15 protein-coding genes are annotated in these 19,836 nt (G+C 63.0%); 9 read left to right on the forward strand and 6 right to left on the reverse strand.

Annotated features, from left to right (window positions below):
• Positions 1-169: 169 nt before the first annotated feature.
• Genes ACP7DE_RS20640 through ACP7DE_RS20660 form a run of 5 tightly spaced genes read right to left on the reverse strand, consistent with a single transcriptional unit; the run spans position 170 to position 9,447 of the window.
• On the reverse strand, positions 170-898 hold the full coding sequence (locus tag ACP7DE_RS20640; protein ID WP_426073841.1) for a YfaP family protein: 729 nt from the start codon (positions 896-898) through the stop codon (positions 170-172).
• 29 nt (positions 899-927) lie between these two features.
• A complete protein-coding gene (locus tag ACP7DE_RS20645; protein WP_426073842.1) occupies positions 928-2,613 on the reverse strand; it encodes a DUF2300 domain-containing protein in 1,686 nt (561 codons plus the stop codon).
• A gap of 5 nt (positions 2,614-2,618) precedes the next feature.
• Positions 2,619-7,157, reverse strand: coding sequence for an alpha-2-macroglobulin family protein (locus ACP7DE_RS20650; protein WP_426073843.1), 4,539 nt, complete (start codon positions 7,155-7,157; stop codon positions 2,619-2,621).
• Positions 7,154-7,828 carry a DUF1175 family protein gene (locus tag ACP7DE_RS20655; protein WP_426073844.1) on the reverse strand — a complete coding sequence of 225 codons (675 nt, stop codon included), beginning with the start codon at positions 7,826-7,828 and terminating at the stop codon, positions 7,154-7,156. The genes ACP7DE_RS20650 and ACP7DE_RS20655 overlap by 4 nt, the downstream gene beginning before the upstream one ends.
• The gene (locus ACP7DE_RS20660; protein ID WP_426073845.1) at positions 7,825-9,447 is read right to left on the reverse strand and encodes a DUF2138 family protein; all 1,623 of its coding nucleotides are present in this window, start codon (positions 9,445-9,447) and stop codon (positions 7,825-7,827) included. The genes ACP7DE_RS20655 and ACP7DE_RS20660 overlap by 4 nt, the downstream gene beginning before the upstream one ends.
• Positions 9,448-9,628: 181 nt before the next feature.
• On the opposite strand from ACP7DE_RS20660, the gene ACP7DE_RS20665 reads away from it, so the two are divergent.
• The 9 genes from ACP7DE_RS20665 to ACP7DE_RS20705 all read left to right on the forward strand — a co-directional run bounded on the left by ACP7DE_RS20665 (position 9,629) and on the right by ACP7DE_RS20705 (position 18,345).
• Complete coding sequence (locus ACP7DE_RS20665) at positions 9,629-11,149, forward strand: DUF4080 domain-containing protein (protein WP_426073846.1); 1,521 nt, start codon at positions 9,629-9,631, stop codon at positions 11,147-11,149.
• Positions 11,150-11,206: 57 nt separating this feature from the next.
• Entirely contained in the window at positions 11,207-12,340 is a 1,134-nt protein-coding gene (locus tag ACP7DE_RS20670; protein ID WP_426073847.1) for an MlaE family ABC transporter permease, read from the forward strand.
• Complete coding sequence (locus ACP7DE_RS20675) at positions 12,340-13,242, forward strand: ABC transporter ATP-binding protein (RefSeq protein WP_426073848.1); 903 nt, start codon at positions 12,340-12,342, stop codon at positions 13,240-13,242. Before ACP7DE_RS20670 ends, ACP7DE_RS20675 begins: the two co-directional genes overlap by 1 nt.
• The gene (locus tag ACP7DE_RS20680; protein ID WP_426073849.1) at positions 13,242-14,201 is read left to right on the forward strand and encodes an MlaD family protein; all 960 of its coding nucleotides are present in this window, start codon (positions 13,242-13,244) and stop codon (positions 14,199-14,201) included. The genes ACP7DE_RS20675 and ACP7DE_RS20680 overlap by 1 nt, the downstream gene beginning before the upstream one ends.
• A gap of 12 nt (positions 14,202-14,213) precedes the next feature.
• Entirely contained in the window at positions 14,214-14,828 is a 615-nt protein-coding gene (locus ACP7DE_RS20685; RefSeq protein WP_426073850.1) for an ABC-type transport auxiliary lipoprotein family protein, read from the forward strand.
• A gap of 10 nt (positions 14,829-14,838) precedes the next feature.
• The gene (locus tag ACP7DE_RS20690; RefSeq protein WP_426073851.1) at positions 14,839-16,026 is read left to right on the forward strand and encodes a VanZ family protein; all 1,188 of its coding nucleotides are present in this window, start codon (positions 14,839-14,841) and stop codon (positions 16,024-16,026) included.
• Between the two features lie 40 nt (positions 16,027-16,066).
• A complete protein-coding gene (locus ACP7DE_RS20695; RefSeq protein WP_034781335.1) occupies positions 16,067-16,384 on the forward strand; it encodes a (2Fe-2S) ferredoxin domain-containing protein in 318 nt (105 codons plus the stop codon).
• 48 nt (positions 16,385-16,432) lie between these two features.
• The gene (locus tag ACP7DE_RS20700; protein WP_426073852.1) at positions 16,433-17,086 is read left to right on the forward strand and encodes an alpha/beta hydrolase; all 654 of its coding nucleotides are present in this window, start codon (positions 16,433-16,435) and stop codon (positions 17,084-17,086) included.
• Between the two features lie 113 nt (positions 17,087-17,199).
• Positions 17,200-18,345: a D-alanyl-D-alanine carboxypeptidase family protein gene (locus tag ACP7DE_RS20705; protein ID WP_426073853.1), complete on the forward strand. Its 1,146-nt coding sequence runs from the start codon at positions 17,200-17,202 to the stop codon at positions 18,343-18,345.
• Positions 18,346-18,416: 71 nt separating this feature from the next.
• Here the strand turns inward: ACP7DE_RS20705 and ACP7DE_RS20710 are convergent, their stop codons facing one another.
• Complete coding sequence (locus ACP7DE_RS20710; RefSeq protein WP_426073854.1) at positions 18,417-19,835, reverse strand: cytochrome c; 1,419 nt, start codon at positions 19,833-19,835, stop codon at positions 18,417-18,419.
• Position 19,836: the final 1 nt, after the last annotated feature.

A 19,836-nucleotide genomic window follows, 5' to 3' on the forward strand; every position in this document is an offset into this window, starting at 1 on the left:
ACAAAGCGTTGTGTTTGTCAGCTGCGAAGAAGGAAGAGTATGAAGCGTTTGCAGCATTTCGTCAACCTTCTTTTTCACCCTGCTTTACTCGGCATTTGCATGCGTCGTTCAGCGAGGGGTCGAATTATAGCCAAGCTGCGGCGGCTCCGCAAGGGCCATTTGCGGTCATTTATGGCAAGACGAACGATTTCACCAAGGTCAGCTCGCCAGCGGCCCGCATCGGTACCTGGAAGCTCTGCAGTTTTTCACGCGGCGTGCCTTCGTTGGTGATGATCGATATGCGGGCGACGGTCAGCATGGCGGTGTTCTCGCCGCTGCCGTAGTAATTGACATAGGCGTGATAGTTACCCTTTAAGGGCGCCGCGCTGGAAAAGATTTCCGGGCCGTAGCCGGTGGTCACGTCCACATCCAGCGCGCCGCCATCTTTCAAGACGCGATTGCCGTACCAGGCGTGACCACCGTCCGGCGTGAGCACATGCAGATCAAGATCGGTGCTGGCGCTGTCCCACGACAGCACGATACGCAAACGCGCCTGCGTCTTGCCCTGGTAGCTGTCGACAAACTGGGTCCGCGCGCGGCTCCTGCCATCCGGCGAACGCACTTCCACGCTGTTCGAGCCGCTGCCGAATCCATAGGGGCGGCCGTAACTGCCATCCTCGGCCACCTCCATCGGCATCGCCACGCCATTGACTACCAGCGTGGCGGGCTTGCCCTTGACGGCGCGCCCGATACGTCCCCGTATCTGCGCCGTTTCGGCCTGGCCCGGCTGCAGGTTGACCGACGCGGCGGGGTAATTGACCGCTTGCGTATAGTCTTCGCGCGCGTCGGCCGAATTGCGCCAGCCGCCCTTCGGTGCATCGATGGTGACCTGAGCCTGCGCCCAGAGTGGCAATAACATTAGCAAAATCCAGCAGCGGATAGGGGAACTCACAGGGCCTCCAGGTTAAGGTCGACGAGCCGGCGGGCCAGCCGCTCGACATATTCTTCGTCCTGGCCGCGCGGATGGCGGCGCAGACCAAGGTGTAAATATTCATGGGCCAAGGTGATGCGGTCTTCGCGCGTGGCCAGCGGGCGCATGAAGATGCGGTTGCGCGACTGTTCCGAATACGGCGCGCCGCTGGACAGCGCACAGACCAGAGGCGCTTGTGGCGACGCCTCGTAGCCGGCCTCGCGCAGCAGCACGCGCTGCCAGCGCTGCACGGACCGCGCCAGCCAATCCTCGTTCTGCGCCAGGCGACGGCAACGCGCGCCGGTGTTGCCAAAGGTGCTCAGCGCGCCGCCGGGATAAGCCGCCGCCAGCAATTCATCATAGTACTTGCCCTGTTTAGCCTGCCGCACCGCCTCGCTCCACGCCATGGTCCCCTCGGACGGCTGATTGCTGTGATAGCGCACGGTGACGCCATCGACGATCAGTTGATCGGTCCAGCGCGCAATCGCCAGCGCCGCCGGCGTGGCGGGGCTGGGACTGACGCGCTGGGTCGCGCTGCTGTCAGCGATCTGCTGGCAGCCCGCCACGCTCACCGCGTTCTGCTGTAAATACGTGCGCGCAGCAATCGCCAGCGCCTTGGCCGCTTCCGGCTCGCCAGCATTCGCTTCACGGTCAAGCACCCGCGCCACATATTCATTGACGCCGAAGCGGCCGCGCAATTGCGGACGGCCGCCCTTCTCTTGTACCAGCATCAGCTCGCCGGTACTGCGCAAGGCCAGGTTCTGGCCATTTTCGAATTGCACATGGTAGCGGCCATTGAGCGGCCCGGGTACGGCCACGCCACGCTCGCCGCGCACGGCGCGAATCGGATAACGCTTGAAGTAATCGACCACCACGCAGCCGCCATCGTCGGCCGCGCCCACTTTCGGCAGACTGGCGGCCAACTTGGGCGCCCACTGCTCAAAGACATTGCTGCTGCCGCCCGCTCCGCCAAACCAGATCGGCGTACCATCGGCCAGCCAACCGGCCGCGCCGCCGATACGTTCGTCTGCCCGGCGCTGCTCGTGCCAAGAATACGTCTTTACGCGCAACTGGCTGCCAAACCAGCGCGCCGTCCCGGCCCCGCGCCCACCGCGTCCATCTAGCACCACGCGCAACAGGGCCGCTTCGGCGTCCAGGCGGCTGGCGGCCGGGATGCTGTCCAGCGCGCGCAGCAGGCTGTCCAGGCGCACCATGCGCGCCGGGGCCAGCTGAGCGGAGTCAAACAGCCAGGCAAAGTCGCCTGCCGGCGCGCTACCCGAGCGACCAGTCCAGTACTGGCGCCACGAAGCCGGCGCGATCATCAAGCGCTTGGGCGAGAAAAACAGGCCGCAGGACTGCGCCAGTGCTGCGTCGTGGCCAATGCTCTGGCCCGTATCGCAGCAATACACTTCTTCCGGATCGCGGCCGCCGCAGCGGTAATCCGGCATCGCTACCTTGTTATCGGTCGCATACACATACACGAAAAGCTTCCACAGGCTGGCTAGCGGCACTTTCCGCGTGCCGTCGAAGGGCAGAGGCGCCGCGCCGCCCTTGCGTAGCTGGCGCACTTCCGTCTTGCCATCGCGCCGCCAGGCCACATCCAGCGATGCAGACCAAGCGGGCGCGGCCAGCAGCAGGGTCGCCATCAATGCAGGAAGTGCCACGCGCATCACTCGACCTTCAGCGTGCGTGTGGTCTTGCCGCCGCCTTCGAAGGCTTTCTGCTCCGGCTGGTACATGCGGTAGAAGCGCGCGGGCGGCAGCACATAACTGCCCTTCTGCGCGAAGCGAATCAAATGACGCACGGTCACGTCGCCGGCCAAAGGCTCGATCGGCACGGCATAGCCGTCGCGGCGCTCGGTGTGGCGCGCGCGTTCCAGCGCGGCCGGCTTGTCGCCTGCCATGACCATGCCCCAGGTGGTCGATTCGACCATCGCGCCTGGCGGCAACGCCACTTCCAGCAAGCCAAAGCGGTGCTTCGCGCCCGGCGCTGCCTTCAAGGTGATTTCATCGAGGTACAGCGCGTCCGTACTGAGCGCCTCGCCCGGATCGACCAGTTCCGTCGTGTAGCCGCCCTTCCCTTGCTTCATGCGCAGGATGCGACGCTCGACGGCAACCGGCAAGGTTTGCGCTTCGGCGGCGTGGCTGTCGTACTGCAGCACGGCCACCGTGCCGGCCGGTACCGGAGCCGATGTGGCGAGACGCAATTTATCGGGAATACTCCTGGCGTCCGTCCAGCGCCAGAACGGCTGACCGCTGCGGCTGTCGCGTTTTTGCCAGGCGCCGTCCAGCGCCACGGCCGGTCCCTTGCCGAACGATACGCCGCCCAGCTTCTTTTGCACCCACAGCAAGGTCATCGCGCGGTCCAGGGTCGGCATCTCGGCGCGCACGCTGGCCAGTACCGCATCGGCCTGCGATGACGGCACTTCGCCGGCCAGCATCAGCAAGGCCTGCGCCACCGGCGCTTTGGACTCGCGCAAGACTTGCCAGGCGCTGGCCACTTGCAACTGCAGCCCATGCGGCAAGGCGATGCCATTCTGGCTGGCGACCAGCGCCACCAGGCCCAACGCCATCGCTTGCGCTTCGCGGTCAGAGGCGCCGCCCAGCAGCAGGCTGCCGCTATCGCCCGCCTGGCGCGGCTTGCCGCCAAGGATGGCGATGGCACTGTCGTCCACCAGGCCGGCCGCCAGCGTCTGCGTGGGCAGGCCCATCTCGCGCGCCATCCACAGCACCAGCGCGCGGTCGCCCATCGCATCTTTCAAGCCATGTTCGCTGTAGACGGCCAGCAGCTTGTTCCAGTGCTCGGGCGGCAGCTCGATGTGCAGCGCGCGCGCCGCGTACCAGTCGGCATAATAGGCGTAGGCCGTCATCAACGCATTGCCGGCCGTGGCATTGCCCCACCAGCCGAAGACGGCGTTCGGACCGGCCATGGAGACCAGGCGCAGGCGCTGTGCAGTGAGCAGCGTTTGCAGGCGTTCGCTTGCCGCGCCGGCGTCCGGCCCCAGGCTTTGCGTGGACAGCGCGAGCGGAATCAAGCGGCTCGCCGTCTGCTCCACGCAGCCATACGGATAGTCGATCAAGTCGTCGGCAATGCGCGCGAAGTGGTTGGCGGCACCCTGTGCGAACGAGACACGAATATTGCGCGCGTCCGCCGGCAGCTTGAACGCGAGATCACCGGTGCTTTCCCCCAGCGGCAGCACCAGCGAGCGCGGACTGCTCCAGGCGGCGGGCAAGGTTTGCATGGCCGTGTCGAACGCGTCGACCAGTTTTCCGTTCTGTTTTACTTCCAGGCGCAGCGGTCCGGCCCCTGGCGCAAGCGGGAATTCGACATAGTTCACGCCCGGCTTGGCGGACACCTGTTCCGTCTTCGGCTGCGCCCCGCCGGAGAGGATAACGTCGAGCGCTTGCTCCTTGCCAGTCTGGTTGAACACGGCCACCGAGGCGCGCGGCGCGTCGCCGGCGCGCATCCAGTCCGGCGCGGTCCACTTGGCATAGAAGTTCTTGTCCGAACGCAGATAGGCGGTGCGCTGGCCCACGCGACCGTGGCTATCCATCGCGCGGCCGGTGATCCTCCAGCGGGTCAGCGCGTCCGGCATGGTGAAGCTCACGCGCACATTGCCATTCGCGTCGGTCTTCAGCGATGGCGCCCAGTACGCGGTACCGATATTGTCGCGGCGCGGACGCTCAAGCACCTTGACGCCGCGCTCGTTGTAGTTGTGGCGCGCGGGCGCACCGGCAGTGCGCCCCTGCGCCATGTCGTAGCTGATGAAGGACAGGCTGGCCGTGGTGCGCACGTTGTTGCGACGCGGATGGTAGAAGAAGTCGCCGATGTCCGGCGCGATTTCCGGTTGCAGCACATAGATCATTTCATCGACCACGCCCAGCGCCACCAGGGTGCTCAGGGGCTTGCCATCGAGAGTGGCCTTGACGTCCAGGGTCACCTTCTCGCCGGGCTGGTAGACCTCCTTGTCGCTCTTGAACTGCAGCGCGATGCGTGGCTCGATCACTTGCAGGCCGGCGTTCTCGAACACGAAGTCGCCATTGCGCGTGTACGCCACCGAGAACGTCATGTTCGGGCCGTGCTCCTCCTTGACGGGAATGCGCACGCGCCACTGCCGCGGCGCCACGCGCGTAGCCTGGTACCAATCAGCGGCGCCGGCCATCAGGCCATAGTGTTCCACCTTGTCGCGCTCGAGCGTCAACAGCGCCTGGTCGACCTTGTCGGAAAAGGTGATCAAGGCCTCGGCGATGTCACCCGGACGATAGCGGGCGCGATCGAGCACGATCTCGATACTGCCCGGCGTCGTCTGCACGCCATCGCCGGCGACCCAGTGGCTGGCGGCGGCCAGCAGGTTGCCGCGTTCGTCGCGCAACACCAGCTGATACGAGCCGGAGGCCGGGAATGTCACGTCCCAGCCCTTGGCGCTTGGATCGAACGCGCCCTCGGTCTTGCTCTGTTTTTCCAGTTGCACCATTTCCCAGCGCACGGGCTTCGCCGCGCCCTGGCCATCGGCCAGCAAGTCGAAATGCACGGCCTGGCCCGGATCGGAAAACTGGCGCGTGGCCTTCAACTGGTAGCTGCTGCTCGAGCGTTCTATCATCAGCTCGCGCGTCGCCTTGACGCGGTAAGCCGCGCCATCGGTCGCCAGCACGGTCAAGATGTAGCGCGAGGGATCGGCGGCGGGCGGCAAACTGAAGTCCACATTGCCGCTGCCGTCGCTCGTCACTTCCTCGGTTTTCAGGGACACCGGGAACAGGCCGCTGTAACGCAGCTCCCCTTCGACCATGGTGTTTTGCTGGCTGCGCAGCGACAGGGTCATCTTCGCATTTTTCACGGGTTTGCCATCGGGGTAGCGCAGCGCGATGCTGCCCTTGACCACCTCGCCCGTCTTGAATTCCGGCTTCGATGGCTGGACGTTGATTTCAAAGTGCGGCTTGACGTATTCGGCCACGCGGAAGGCCGCGCCATACACGCCATCCTTGTAATTGAAGCGCAATTCATAACCGCCGGCGGTGGCTTCCGTGGGCAGACGGAAGCGCGTGTCAGCGCCCGTGTCACCGGACAGCTGCAGCGATTGCGTCAGCAGCGGCGTGCCGTTCGGATTGAGCACGGTGAGGCTGATCGGCGCGGCAGCCGCCGCCTGCGATGCGCGCGCCGACGTAAATTCACGGCCCAGTAACTTGACGTTGACCTCATCGCCGGGCCGGTACAGTGGTCGGTCGGTCACCGCATAAATCTTGGTGTTATAGATCTCGCTGTCATAGTAAAAATTCTCGGACACGAACACGCCGCCGGCGCGGTCCTGGCCCAGCACATATGTGTGTTCCGGGCTGCCGCGTTCGAGCGACGCGACGCCATCAAAGCCAGTGACCGCCGACTGCAGCACGCCGGTGCCGTCGGTCCACGCCACGCTGGCGCCGGCCACGGCGGCGCTGTTGTCGCGCCGCGCCGTCCAGACCAGCATCTGGCCGGACGACACCTTGGTGACGGCCACCGTGTCCGACACGAACACCAGGGTGGTGGCGCGGTGCTCGCCGATGATCGCTTCGACCAAGTACAAGCCCGGCTTGCGCTTGCCCAGCGGGATCATCACATTGCCGGCGCCGGCGACGATGAAATCGCTGCTCGACCCATCGAGCTTGACGCCCTTCGGCGGTGCGATGGCCTTGGCTTGCCAGATCGGATAGCGGAAGCTGTCGACCAACTCCATGCCCTTGATCGGCTTGTACTGCGGATGGTTGGCGAATACGGTCGGCCGGCGGATCGCGTCATTCGTGGCCAACTGCGGCTGTTCCTTCGTTACCGCGCGGCGCGCCTCGCCGGAAAACAGCTTGCGCCAGGCCAGGCGCGACTGCTTCCACCAGCTATCCCACAGAAAGCTCAAGGTGTTGGCCAGGCCTTCGCCCTGGTAATTGCCTTCGACCTGGATGCGATGCAGATTGCGCTGCTTCTTCAGGAATTCCATCGGCTCGGGCACGCGGTAGATGACGATGTCGGCGCCCGAATACGCTTCCAGGTTCATGCGTCCCATGTCGCGGCCGGGCACTTCCAGGCGCACGCGTGCTTCATCAAGACTGCCATAGCTGGCGTCCGACAGCAGGAAGAAGGGCTCGCCCTTGAAGGTCGTGTAGTTGCTCGGTTCACGTTCCTGCGCCGAAGCGCCGCCAATGAGCACCAACGCCAACAAGCTGACAAAGAATAGCTTCATGATAAAAACGCCAGCCGGAACACACCGGCGAAATTCGGATTGTTGACCACAGCTTGCCACCGCGTGTCCTTCCAGCTCGTAAGTTCTTTGATATCGACGGTCCGCAGACCATTGTCGTCGGGGGTGACGGTGCCGGTGTGATAGGCGATGCGCGCACCCATCCAGACCATCAGGTGCTGTTCGTCGCCCTGGTCGAAAAACAGCAGGTCGCCGGGCAACGCCTGGCTGATCTCGCGGGCGATGAAACGGCTGTTGTGCTGCACCAGCGCCAGCGCCGTGACGAAGTGGCCAACCTTGCCGCCCGTTTGCAGCCAGCGATTGCGCAAGGCGGCCTGGCTGGCATCCAGGTCCAGCTCGGGCGGCAGACGCCGGTCGCTGGCGATGCCGTTCGCATGCAGCCACTTCGCGTCATGCACGGTGAGCGCTTCGTTAACGGCAAAGCGCACCAGGCCGGCGCAATCGCGGTGCGTCCAGCGCGGCGACGGGCCCCGTTCGATTTGCGCGTTGACGATGCGCAGCATCCAGGCCTGGAAGGCACGGCTCTGGGCTTGCGACAACCGCACTTGCGGTTCGGCCGCCGCGCGCAGGGCCCAGGCATAGGGGTTGGTAACAGCGGCAGCCCCGCCAGCCATCCAGCGCAAAACGGCACGGCGCGCATGCCACACCGTCATCGCGCAGTCTCCTGCCATTCCAGTGTTTCCCACACCAGGCCTGTGCCGCTGCCTGGCTGCCGCTTGAGCACCATGCGTAGCGGCGGATATTTTTTCAAGGCGTTCAGGCGCGGCACCAGGTGTTCATTGGCGGCTGCGCGCAAGACCGGTTCCTTATTCGCCGGCAGGGTATCGAAGGCTTCCAGCTGGATCAGCCCGGCCAGCGATGCCGGCGCGATCAGGCCGATGGTGCGCGCGCCATCGGGCAGCAAGTCGCTGGCCGCCGGCGCCTGCTTGCGGCGCACGGCCAGCACCTGGTCCACCAGCTTGCCGTCGGCGGAAAAGACAACAGTATTGCCGGCCACGGCCAGCGCCGGCGTGGACTGGCCCAGGGCAGTGGCGACGCTGCGCTCCCAGCGCACGAACGCACCTTTGCCATCCTTGCCGGTAGTCTTGCGCACGGGGTCCTTGCCGCCGATGGCCGCCTCGAACAGGCTTCCATACAGGGCGTCGTTGCCAGCATCAGGACGGCGAGTGGCCACGAATACGGGCGTATGCAGCCGTGAAGTGCCGTACCAGCAGGCGGCGGCAGGCCCTTGCAAGTGCTCGGCCAGCGGCACCACCGGCTCGGATGTCTTGTCGCCTAAGCGCTTGAGCACGGGCTGCAGCGCGGCCCAGTCCACCGGTACGCTGAAGCAGGCACTGGGACTATGGGGAAGCAGCGGCCACAAGGCGCTGCTGTCGTAACCGCCGTTTTTCAGCTTGTCGGCATTGAGCAGCACCTTGGACTGCCAGGCGCCCTGTTGAAAATCGAAGCGCAGCGCTTCGAGCGCGCCAAAGAAAGGCTGGTAGCCGAACGACAGGAAGTCCGCCTTGACGGCGATGCTGTGGCCCTCTGGCGCGGCATTATCGAGATGGAATTGCGCATGAAAGACATTCTGTTTGGCCGGTTCCGGCGCCAGCAGGCTGGCCACGGTTTTCTCGGCCGTGCCATCGCCATGCTTGCCATCGGTGCCGCCATACAGCATGCCGGGATGGGACAGGATGACCAGGCGCTGGCCATGCGCGGCAAACAGCAAGGTGCGCTGATAGGCATAGTTCAGTGCATACACGGGCACCTGACCGCCATCGACGCGCAAGCTGCCGGCCACGCGCATTTGCGTATCCTTCAAGGCGATCTTGCCCGCTTCTTCGAGCAGGCGTGTCAACTGGTTGCGTGACACGGCGATGGCGAAATGCTTGAGCGAGCCGTCGGCGTCGCGCCACAAGGCCACTTCCGCCGGCTGGTCCAGCACCATGCGCAGCAACTGGTCGCCCCATCCCAGCGCATGTTCGTAGGCGATGCGGCGCAGACTGCCTTTGAGCCCCAGCCGGTCTTCGCTTTGCTCGTAATAGAACAGGAAATCCTCGCGCAGCACGTCGCGCGCCAGCGGCACCGTCAACAAGTCGCGCGGCAAGGTAGACAGGCTTTTCGTGCGGACCAGCGCGTCGGGCCTGGATAAATCCAGCTTCAGGCCGTTGACCGGCCCCATCACGCCCCAGCCTAAGACCCGGTAGCCGACCAGCGCGGCGGCCACCAGCGCCACGCCGGCAAGCGAGCCGAACAGGACTTTTTTATTAAGCACTTTTTTATTAGGCACTTTTTTATTAAGCACTTTTTTATCTTGTACTTTTTTCACCAGCACCGTGTATCCCCTGTTGCCCTGTCGAAGCATTGCCAAGTTGGTAATTATTGACAAATGGTAACATGGCATTTGTGGCCGCAGCGCACAGCTGACGCGACAGCGTAAAATAGCGGTTTCGCCGTTTCAATCGCCTCCCATGACCATCCTGCTCTCCACCCTGAACGCCCGCTACACCCACGCCTCGCTGGGATTGCGCTATTTGCTGGCCAATATGGGGCCGTTGCAGGCGCAGACGCGGCTGCAGGAATTCGTCATCGGCACGAAAACCACGGAACTGGTCGAGCGCATCCTGGTGAACAAGCCGCGCATCATCGGTTTTGGCGTGTATATATGGAACGTCGAAGAAACCACGAAACTGGTGGCCATGCTCAAGCGCGTGGCGCCCGAAGTCATCATCGTGCTGGGCGGGCCGGAAGTGTCGCATGAAGCAGGCGAGCAAGAGATCGTCAAGCTGGCCGATTACCTGATCACGGGCTGGGGCGACGTCACCTTCCCCAAGCTGTGCGGCGAGATTCTCAACGGCCCGAAACCGCTGATGAAGATCCACGCGGGTGTGCAAGCGCCGTTGGCGGAACTGCAGCTGCCCTACTCCTTGTATACAGACGACGATATCCGCCACCGCACGATTTACGTGGAAGCGTCGCGCGGCTGTCCGTTCAAATGTGAATTCTGCCTGTCGGCACTGGACAAGACGGCTTGGCCCTTCGCCCTGGAGAACTTCCTGGCCGAGATGGAATCCCTGCATGCGCGCGGTGCCCGCCTGTTCAAGTTCGTCGACCGCACCTTCAACCTGAACATCAAGACCAGCCTGAAGATCATGCAGTTCTTTCTGGACAAGATCGACGCGAATCCGGACGATCCCATCTACGCCCACTTCGAGCTGGTGCCCGACCACCTGCCCGATGCCTTGAAGGAAGGCATCAGCAAGTTCCCGCCCGGCGCGCTGCAGTTCGAGATCGGCATCCAGAGTTTCAATCCGGACGTGCAATCGCTGGTGAGCCGCAAGCAGGACAATCAAAAGGCGGCCGATAATATCCGCTGGCTGTGCGAGGAATCGAACGCCCACTTGCACGTGGACTTGATCGCCGGCTTGCCGGGCGAAGATGAAGCCAGCTTTGCGGCCGGTTTCAACAAGCTGGTGGCATTGAAACCGCATGAAATCCAGTTCGGCATCTTGAAGCGGCTGCGCGGCACGCCCATCATCCGCCATACGGAGCACTATGGCATGGTGTTCGACCCGCACCCGCCCTACACCATCCTGGCGAACAAGCAGCTCGATTTCATGAGCATGCAGCGCCTGGTGCGCTTCGCCCGCTACTGGGACCTGGTGGCCAACTCGGGCCGCTTTGCCAATACGGTGCAATGGATGCTCGGTGATGCGCCGTTTGAAAACTTCATGGATTTTTCGAACTGGCTGTACGCCCACACGGACGCCACCCACCGCATTGCCATGGAGCGCCTGGCCAAGCTGGTGGCGCAATGGCTTCAGACGCGCGGCATGAGCGCGGCCGAGGCCAATGCCCTGCTGGCCAGCGACTACGCGGGCGGCGCACAGACGGCCGCGCACGCCAAGCCAAGCGAAGTGAGCACTAGCAGCGCCAAGGTGCGCCCGGACGTCGCCCTGCCGCAGCGGCAAGCGCGCCACCTGGCGTCCTGACAGGCCGGCGATTGAACAGCGGTGGCGGTCTGCGCCATTCTCCCTTAAACTGGCGCGATGCCGACTGTACAATCGCCGAAACTGACCCTCTCCCAGACCAGCTCCCAACAGGGAGCCCTTGTCACTGCCAGCGGCACCTGGCAGGTGCACGCCCTCGCGCATGACAATGCGATCAAGGCCATCGACACCCAGCTCAAGCCCTTGCAGGGCGACGCGAATGCCAGCTGGGACCTGTCACAGATCGACAGCATGGACCATATCGGCGCCCAGCTGTTCTGGAATGCCTGGGGTAAGCAGCGTCCCGCGCAGCTGACCCTGGCGCCATCGCAGGAAGAGTTTTTCCGGCGCATCGAAGAGACGGGTCCGCTGGAAACGCCACCCTCGCGCGCCAACCGCCTCACGCCCGTGATGAAACTGGGCATGACCATCTTGCTGTTCTTCGAACACTTGAAGGGGTTTATTGGCCTCGTGGGCCAGGTGACGCAGGATGTCGGCCGCTTCGCGCGCCATCCCATGCGCGGGCCGTGGCGTGAAATTTCCGCCAATATCTTCCATGCGGGCTTCCAGGCGCTGGGCATCACGGCCCTCGTCGGCTTTTTGATCGGCGTGGTGCTGTCCTATCTGTCGGCGCAGCAGCTGCGCGCCTTTGGCGGCGACATTTATCTGGTCAACCTGCTGGGCATGAGCGTCATCCGCGAACTGGGGCCTTTGTTAGCCGCCATCCTCGTGGCCGGCCGCTCAGGCTCGTCCATCACGGCGCAGCTGGGCGTCATGCGCGTCACGGAAGAGCTCGACGCCATGCTGGTGATGGGTATTTCGCACGGTTTTCGCCTGATCATGCCAAAAGTGCTGGCCCTGGCCATTTCCATGCCCCTGCTCGTCATCTGGACGGATACGGCCGCGCTGATCGGCGGCATGGTGGCGGCCAAGGTGGAACTGAATCTGTCGGCGCGCTACTTCATCCAGAAGCTGCCGGACGCCGTGCCGCTGGCCAACTACATGATCGGCCTGGGCAAGGGCGTGATTTTCGGCATGCTGATCGCACTTGTCTCCTGCCACTTCGGCCTGCGCATCAAGGCCAATACGGAAAGCCTGGGGCACGGCACCACCACTGCCGTCGTCACGGCCATTACCGTGGTGATCCTGGCCGACGCCGTGTTCGCCATCGTCTTCAATGGAGTGGGATATTGATGGCGGACAACGATAACGCTTGCAAGGTGAGCGAGGGCAACGAGGGCCGGTTCAACCTGCATGGCAGCGCGCCCGTGGTGGAAATCACCAATCTGTGGACCAAATTCGGCCGCACCGTCGTACATCAGGACTTGAACCTGGAAATCGAACGGGGCGAGATCCTTTCCATCGTGGGTGGCTCCGGCACGGGCAAGACGGTGCTGCTGCGCCAGATGCTGGGCCTGGAACATCCGGCGCGCGGCTGCGTCAAAGTCTTTGGCGAAGATATCAACCAGGCAAGTTCCGACCAGTTGCAGCAATTGCGCAACCACTGGGGCATGCTGTTCCAGCAAGGCGCCCTGTATTCGGCCCTGACCGTGTTCGACAATGTGGCCCAGCCGATGCGCGAATTGCGCGTGCTGCCCGAAGCGCTGATACGCGACGCGGTACTATTAAAAATGAACATGGTGGGACTGGGCCCGGAACATGCGCTGAAAATGCCGTCGGACCTGTCGGGCGGCATGATCAAACGCGTGGCGCTGGCGCGCGCCCTGGCGCTGGAACCGAAGCTGCTGTTCCTCGACGAACCCACGGCGGGCCTGGACCCGGACTTGTCGGAAAGTTTTGTTTCTTTGATCCAGTCGCTGCACCGCGAGCTGGGCTTGACGGTGGTGATGGTCACGCATGACCTCGACACCCTGTTCGCCCTGTCCACGCGCATCGCCGTGCTGGCGGAAAAACACGTGATCGCCATCGGCCCCACGCGCGAGGTGATTGAAGTCGACCACCCGTTCATCAAGCAATTTTTCCTCGGTGACCGCGGCAAGCGCGCGCTGGCCGTCCTCGATGAAAAACAGGCGGCAGCGGGCAATGCTGCGCAGCCAGGCGCTGACGCCGGCACAGACAAGAAAGCGGAGAAGTAATGGAAAACAGATCACATGCCCTGATGACGGGATTTTTTACACTCACCCTGCTGGTGGCCGCCATTTTGTTCGGCGTCTGGTTCAACCGCGACCGCGTGGAAAGAGTCCCGTATCTGCTCGCCACCACCCTGTCCGTGCCAGGCCTCAACCCGCAGGCGACCGTGCGCTACCGGGGCCTGGAAGTGGGCAAGGTTGACGCCATCGATTTCGACACGCAAAAGGCGGGGCAAATCCTCGTGCACATCAGCGTCGCGCCCGACACGCCCGTTACCAACACCACCTTTGCCACCCTGGGCTACCAAGGCGTGACGGGCATCGCCTACATCCAGCTCGACGACGAGCACGTGGGTTCCAAATTATTGGGAACCAGCAAGGACAAGCCTTCGCTGATTCCCCTGCGCGCCGGCTTGCTCGACCAGCTGGAAAAGCGCGGCAAGCGCATCCTCGACCAGGCCGAGCAGATCACCAACAAGGTCAACAATCTGCTCAGCCCCGACAACCAGGCCGCCATGCTGGGCGCCTTCAATGAAGTGGGCAAGGCAGCCAAGGCCTTTGGCACCATTCCGCAGCAACTGGAGCCGACCCTGACGCAATTGCCGCAACTGACGGAACAAACACGCCAAACCTTGACGGCCGTCAGCACGGCCAGCAAAAATGTGTCGGACTTGACAGCAACGTGGAAAAAACTGGGCAACGATATCCAGGCGCCCGGTGGCGTGCTCGACAAGGTCAATGGCACAGTCGACCGAGTCGGCAATTCGGTGGAAACGGTGGCCAATGGCGTATCGCTGGAAGTCTTGCCGCAGGTAATCGAGCTGAGCGGCGAAGCGCGTTCCTCGATGCGTGCCCTGAAAACCACCATGAGCACGCTCAATGAACAGCCGCAGAGCATCTTGTTCGGCGCCCCAGACATTCCACCCGGTCCGGGCGAGCCCGGTTTTTCGGCGCCGGGCAAATAAGGAGAACACAGCATGCACATCCCTCGCAATCTCACCGCACTCATCCTGGCCGGCGCTTTCCTGCAGGGCGGCTGCGCCAGCCGCGGCCCCGTCCCCACTTTTTATGATTTCGGCCCGGTGGCGCCGATGGCGACCGTGCCGGCGAGCACGCCGCCCGTGCCCGTGCTGGTGATCGCCGACGCCAACGGCCCTTCGTGGCTGGACAGCCAGCGCATGTATTACCGGCTGCTGTATGCCGATGCACAACAATCGCGTCCGTACGCCTACAACCGCTGGAACACGCCGCCGCTGCAACTGTTGAGCCAGCGCCTGAAAACCCGCGTGGCGCAAAGCGGCGTGAAAGTGCTGTCTACCACGGACGCGGCCGCCGGCATCCCCCTGCTGCGCATCGACGTCGATGATTTTTCGCAAAACTTCGATACGCAAACGCATAGCAGCGGCCACGTCTCGCTGCGCGCCTCGCTGTTTCGCGGCCACCGCCTGATCGACCAGAAAACCTTCAGCCGCAGTGGCCCGGCCGGCAGTGCCGACGCGCAAGGCGGCGCGCAGGCGCTGGCGGCGGCATCGGACGCCATCGCCACCGACTTGCTGACCTGGCTGGGCACGCTGACCATGCCGAAAGAGTGACCGCAGCACGATGACCGCCCCCGCAGCCCCCGCCAGCCCGTCAGCGCCACTGCCGCCCGTACGCTCGTCGCCCGTGTCGCGCGCGACCCTGCTCGCCTACGTCTTCCTGATCATCTACGCCAGCTGGTTTCCGTTTACGGGCTGGCACAGCAATGGCTTGTCGCCGCTGACTTTCCTGGAAAACACGCGCATGCCCCGCTACTGGACGGGCTTTGACGTGGGCATCAACATCGTCGGCTACATCCCGCTGGGCGCGCTGATCGTGTATTCGCTGTTTCCCAGGATCACGGGTTTCTTTGCCGTCATCGTCGCCAGCCTGTGCGGCATGTTGATTTCCGGCAGCATGGAAGCCGTGCAAACCTATTTGCCCAGCCGCGTATCGTCGAATCTCGATTTTTATACGAATGCGGCCGGCTGCTTTATCGGTTCCATCATCGGTGCCTTGACAGCGCGCAAGCTGCTCGACCATAGCAATCTGTACCGCTTGCGCCAGCGCTGGTTTGCCCAGCACGCCAGCCAGGGCTTGGTGCTGCTGGCCTTGTGGCCGCTGGCACAGATCTATCCGCAAGGCTATCTGTTCGGCCTGGGCCAGCTGCTGCCCATCCTCTCGGACTGGCTGTCGCAGCTAACAGGTATGGAGATCGACCTGGCCACGTATCTGCGCCCCGACGTGATATTGACGGTCGAACAATATTGGCTTTCTGAAACCATCATCACGGCCTGTGGCATGACGGGCGCCGTGCTTACCTTGCTGTGTCTGCTGCGTCGCGCCGCACCACGCGCCATGCTGATGCTGATCTTGATCACCGCCGCCTTGATCGTGCGTTCGATGGCCAGCGCGCTGCTGTTTTCGCCCGAAAACGCCTTCGTCTGGATCACGCCGGGTGCCCAAGGCGGTTTCTTGATCGGCCTGATCATGCTGGGCGGCCTGGCGTTCGCGCCCCATGTGGCGCAGCGCCGCATCGCGGCCGCCACCTTGCTGCTGAGCCTAGTGATGGTGAATACGACGCCGATCAACCCGTATTTCATGTCGACCTTGCAAGGCTGGGTACAAGGCAAGTTTCTCAACTTCAATGGCGCGGCGCAATTCCTCGCCTTGCTGTGGCCATTCATGGCCTTGTGGTTCTTGTGCCTGCCCTCGCACCGCCTGAACCGGCAAGATGACGTGCAGCGCCAGCGTCGCGAAGACCACCCATAAGCGCTATCATGGCGTATTGATGAATCAGCAGGAGAACAGTATGAGCGACGCACCGTATTTTGAACGCCACGTTTTTTTCTGCATGAATAAACGTGAAGACGGCCGCAACAGCTGCGGCGACCATGGCGCGGAAGCGGCGCAAAAGCATTGCAAGCGCCGCATCAAGGAACTCGACATGAATGGCGCGGGCAAGATCCGCATTAACCAGGCCGGCTGCATGGACCGCTGCGAAGAAGGCCCGTTGCTGGTCATTTACCCGGAAGCGACCTGGTACACCTATGTCGACACCAGCGACATCGATGAAATCATCGATACGCACCTGGTGGGCGGCAAGATTGTCGAACGCCTGAAAATCTAAGCCCCATATTTAATCCTAATTTAAGCCTACGCCACCAGTATGAGCATCATGAACAGAAACTCCGAAAAATTTACCCTCGCCGGCCATGCGGGCAGCATGGAAGGCTTGCTCGATTTCCCGGCAGACACCCCGCGCGGCATTACCCTCGTGGCCCATCCGCATCCGCTGTATGGCGGCACGATGGATAACAAGGTCACGCAAACCCTGGCGCGCGCCTTTGTCGCCCTCGGTTACGTAGTGGCGCGCATCAACTTCCGCGGCGTGGGCGCTTCCGAAGGCGTGCATGACCATGGCGTGGGCGAAACAGACGACATGCAATTGCTGTATGAACACATGCGCAGCCTGTACCCGGGCTTGCCCGTGGCCTTGTCCGGTTTCTCGTTCGGTACCTTCGTGCAATCGAAACTGCAGGAACGCCTGGCCGCCGCCGGCACGCCCGTCGAGCGCCTGGCGCTGATCGGCAGCGCGGCCGGCAAGTGGGCCATGGCCGATATTCCGGCCGATACCATTTTGATCCACGGCGAACTGGACGACACGATTCCCCTGTCCGCCGTCTTCGACTGGGCCCGTCCACAAGACATTCCCGTGATCGTGATCCCCGGCGCCGACCACTTTTTCCACCGCAAGCTCAATCACATCAAGCACCTCGTGATTGCGCTGTGGCATGGTGACAAACCCGCCATCGCAGCAGATGATCATTGAAGTGTGGGCTTACTACCGTCACCACGGCTATAATTGATCCGTTTTTTCCACGCGGCCATGTCAGTAGCAACAACATGGCCCCCAGCCTTCATCTTTTTCGCAGACCAGCCTCCATGAAAAAACTTTTAGCGGCACTGGCCTCCAGTGTACTTTTCCTATCCGCCGCCTACGCCCAGAGCGTTCCAGCCCCGACCATCGCCGCCAAGTCCTGGCTGCTGCTTGACGCCACGAGTGGCCAGATCATTGCTTCGCAAGATCCGGACGCCCGCATCGAGCCGGCCTCGTTGACCAAGATCATGACGGCCTACCTGACGTTTGCCGCTATCCGCGAAAAGAAACTGGCGCTGGACCAGAAAGTGAATGTCTCCGTGCGCGCCTGGAAAGTCGATTCGAGCAGCTCGAAGATGTTCATCGACCCGGCCACCCCCGTGTCGATCGACGACTTGCTGCATGGCCTGATGATTCAATCGGGTAACGACGCCGCCGTGGCGCTGGCTGAAGCCGTCGCCGGCGATGAAGGCACCTTCGTCGTGCTGATGAACCGCGAAGCACAACGCATGGGCTTGAAAAACACGCGTTTTGCCAATCCGCATGGCTTGCCTAGCCCCGAGAACTATTCCACAGCACAAGACTTGTCCGTGCTGGCCAAGCGCGTGATCGCCGATTACCCGGAATTCTACAAAATCGATTCCGTGAAAAGCTTTACCTACAACAAAATCACCCAGCCTAACCGCAATCGCCTGCTGTGGCTGGACCCAACCGTCGACGGCATGAAGACGGGCCACACGGAAGCGGCCGGCTATTGCATGATCGCGTCAGCCCGCCGTCCAGGCGGCACCGGCGAGCGCCGCCTGATCTCCGTGGTGCTGGGCACCACGTCCGACCAGGCCCGCACACAGGAAAGCCAGAAGCTGCTGAACTGGGGCTTCCAGAACTTCGATACGGTCAAGCTGTACTCGAAAGGCCAGGCCGTGGCCACGCCGGAAGTGTGGAAAGGCTCGAAAGGCACCGTAAAAATCGGCTTCGCCCGCGATGTGCTCGTCACCGTACCCAAAGGCACGGCTGCCAAGATGAAACCGGTGCTGGAACGCAAGGACCCGCTGGTTGCGCCACTGGCTGAAAACGCCCCTGTCGGCAAGCTGAAAATGATGGTCGACGACAAGGTTCTGCTGGAACTGCCTGTCGTGGCACTGGAAACCATCAACCAGGCCACCATCTTTGGCCGTGCCTGGGATTCGATGCGTCTGTGGATGAAGTAATTATTTCTTGTACTCCATAAAAAATGCCCGCAGACGCTGCGGGCATTTTTTTCGTCTTGCGCTACGTCAAATTACTTCAGCGGCGCATCCTTCAGGTGCGGCTGACGCGCCACGGGCGGGAAGGTGCCGTGGCGGCCTGCCGCAAACGTCGCTTCCGTCTGCGATGCTGCCACCGGCACGGCCACCTTGCGCACCTTGGCCACCTGCGCCGCCGTCACGGGTGCGCCGCGGTTGCCCCAGCTGGTCTGGATGAAAGTCACCACCTGCGCAGTCTGCTCATCGTTGAAGATGTCGGCATACGGCGCCATCGTCAGCGCCGACGGCGCCATGCGCGTGGCCGGCACGGCGCCGCCCGACAGCACGATATTAATGGCCGACGTGGGATCGCTCGTCTGCAGCACGGCATTGCCGGCCAGCGCAGGGAAAGCCTTGTCGTAGCCCTTGCCGTCGGATCGGTGGCAACCGGCGCAGCGGTCCAGGTACAACTGTGCGCCCTTGGAATTGACGATACCGCGGAACAATTGCTTGCCCAGCTTGTCATCAGCGACAAACGCCGACGTGGCCGGGTTCGATGGCGGCAATGACTTCAGGTATTTCGCCATCGCCGCCAGGTCGCCATCCGTCATGTGCTGCATGGAATGGGCCACCACGTCGTTCATGGCGCCGAACGAGGCCGTATGGCTGTTACGACCCGTTTTCAGGAATTCGGCGATCTCGGCCGCGCTCCAGCGCGCCAAGCCGCCGCCATGCTCATTGCGCAAGGAGGGCACGGACCAGCCGTCGATCACGCCACCGCCCGCCAGGAAGGTGGTATTTCCCACGTCCGTCAGCGATTTTTCCTGCATGCCCACGCCGCGCGCCGTATGGCAGGCGCCGCAGTGACCCAGGCCCTGTACCAGGTAGGCGCCGCGCAGCAATTGCGCATCGCCCGTGGCCGGAGCCTGGTAAGGCTGCGGCGTGGGCGCAAAGGCCCAGCGCCAGATGGTCAAAGGAAAACGCATCGACAGCGGCCACGGAATATCGGCCGCCTTGTTTGGCGTCGGGTCCGCCTTCACGCCATGCATGAAGTAGGCGTACAAAGCTTGCATGTCGGCCTCGCTCAAGCGCGAATACGATGGATAGGGCATGGCCGGATAGACGGTGTAGCCATGTTTCGTCACGCCAGTGCGCATCAGCTTATCGAAATCGGCAAAACTCCAGTCGCCGATGCCGGCCTTTTTATCTGGCGTAATGTTGGTGGAATACACCTTGCCGATCGGCGTTTCCATGCCCAGGCCGCCCGCGAACGGCTGACCTTTCGTGCCGGCCGTATGGCAGGCGATACAGTCGCCGGCGCGGGCCAGGTATTCGCCCTGGCGTATCAGCTGGGCGTTCGGGACGGTGGCGGTGGTAGCGGTGCTAACCGCGCTGGCGGACCAGGCGGTGCTGGGAGTACTGGCGGCGAGCGCCAGCAGCAGCGCGCCCACGGTAGTGGTGAATGTGTTGTTCATC

This window comes from Janthinobacterium sp. DSP2-3-3, assembly GCF_049897325.1.
GTDB lineage: Bacteria > Pseudomonadota > Gammaproteobacteria > Burkholderiales > Burkholderiaceae_D > Janthinobacterium.

What these genes read in the sequence shown, in the direction of transcription:
- ACP7DE_RS20640 (WP_426073841.1), bottom strand. Translation starts at nt 898, where the DNA reads ATGTTATTGCCACTCTGGGCGCAGGCTCAGGTCACCATCGATGCACCG.
- ACP7DE_RS20650 (WP_426073843.1), bottom strand. Translation starts at nt 7,157, where the DNA reads ATGAAGCTATTCTTTGTCAGCTTGTTGGCGTTGGTGCTCATTGGCGGC.
- ACP7DE_RS20655 (WP_426073844.1), bottom strand. Translation starts at nt 7,828, where the DNA reads ATGACGGTGTGGCATGCGCGCCGTGCCGTTTTGCGCTGGATGGCTGGC.
- ACP7DE_RS20665 (WP_426073846.1), top strand. Translation starts at nt 9,629, where the DNA reads ATGACCATCCTGCTCTCCACCCTGAACGCCCGCTACACCCACGCCTCG.
- ACP7DE_RS20670 (WP_426073847.1), top strand. Translation starts at nt 11,207, where the DNA reads ATGCCGACTGTACAATCGCCGAAACTGACCCTCTCCCAGACCAGCTCC.
- ACP7DE_RS20675 (WP_426073848.1), top strand. Translation starts at nt 12,340, where the DNA reads ATGGCGGACAACGATAACGCTTGCAAGGTGAGCGAGGGCAACGAGGGC.
- ACP7DE_RS20680 (WP_426073849.1), top strand. Translation starts at nt 13,242, where the DNA reads ATGGAAAACAGATCACATGCCCTGATGACGGGATTTTTTACACTCACC.
- ACP7DE_RS20685 (WP_426073850.1), top strand. Translation starts at nt 14,214, where the DNA reads ATGCACATCCCTCGCAATCTCACCGCACTCATCCTGGCCGGCGCTTTC.
- ACP7DE_RS20690 (WP_426073851.1), top strand. Translation starts at nt 14,839, where the DNA reads ATGACCGCCCCCGCAGCCCCCGCCAGCCCGTCAGCGCCACTGCCGCCC.
- ACP7DE_RS20695 (WP_034781335.1), top strand. Translation starts at nt 16,067, where the DNA reads ATGAGCGACGCACCGTATTTTGAACGCCACGTTTTTTTCTGCATGAAT.
- ACP7DE_RS20700 (WP_426073852.1), top strand. Translation starts at nt 16,433, where the DNA reads ATGAACAGAAACTCCGAAAAATTTACCCTCGCCGGCCATGCGGGCAGC.
- ACP7DE_RS20705 (WP_426073853.1), top strand. Translation starts at nt 17,200, where the DNA reads ATGAAAAAACTTTTAGCGGCACTGGCCTCCAGTGTACTTTTCCTATCC.
- ACP7DE_RS20710 (WP_426073854.1), bottom strand. Translation starts at nt 19,835, where the DNA reads ATGAACAACACATTCACCACTACCGTGGGCGCGCTGCTGCTGGCGCTC.